The sequence below is a fragment of the Agrobacterium sp. ST15.13.015 genome, from assembly GCF_027871645.1.
Classification (GTDB): domain Bacteria; phylum Pseudomonadota; class Alphaproteobacteria; order Rhizobiales; family Rhizobiaceae; genus Agrobacterium; species Agrobacterium leguminum.
In genome coordinates this window covers 1-512 of the sequence record NZ_JAQAHF010000056.1, presented here as the reverse complement: position 1 = coordinate 512, position 512 = coordinate 1, and the positions used below count along the sequence as shown (strand labels likewise).

Genomic DNA, 512 nt, shown 5'->3' with positions numbered 1-512 from the left:
CGGCAAGACCGACGAAAAATCGCTGGAACTGTGGCTGGTGATGGATGGCGGCAAGACCCGCTCGCTCGGCGTCTTCCAGCCCGGCACGAATGGCGATCTTATAATCCCCGCCGACATGCGCAACAGCATCACCGAAGGCACCACCTTCGCGATCAGCGTCGAACCTTTCGGCGGCTCGCCGACTGGTCAGGCAACCGGCCCTGTTATCGCTGTCGGCACGGCGCGATGGGGATGAAGGTTTAACGCTTCCCGATTTCGAGGCGAGTCCCGATGAACGCGTCACGGATACGGGATGGGTCGTAACGGTCAATCTCCGAAGCCGACAATGCCCTTGATTTCGGTGAACTCGTACAGACCGATCCCGCGCGGGCGCAAATCGCGCGCGGCCGTTGCGCAGTTCGCCCCTCCTCCGTGATCGCAGACAACATCGCCCGCATCACCGCACTGGCCACAGAAGCGAAGGCGACGACAGCGCCGGACATTCTGGTTTTCCCGGAACTGTCGCTGACCGG

Annotated in this window: 1 protein-coding gene; it reads left to right on the top strand. The window is 62.3% G+C overall.

Going from position 1 to position 512, the window contains the following annotated elements:
* A partial coding sequence (locus PIB16_RS26710) for an anti-sigma factor (protein ID WP_271046682.1) occupies window positions 1–235 on the top strand: 235 nt, incomplete at its 5' end.
* Window positions 236–512 lie beyond the last annotated feature (277 nt).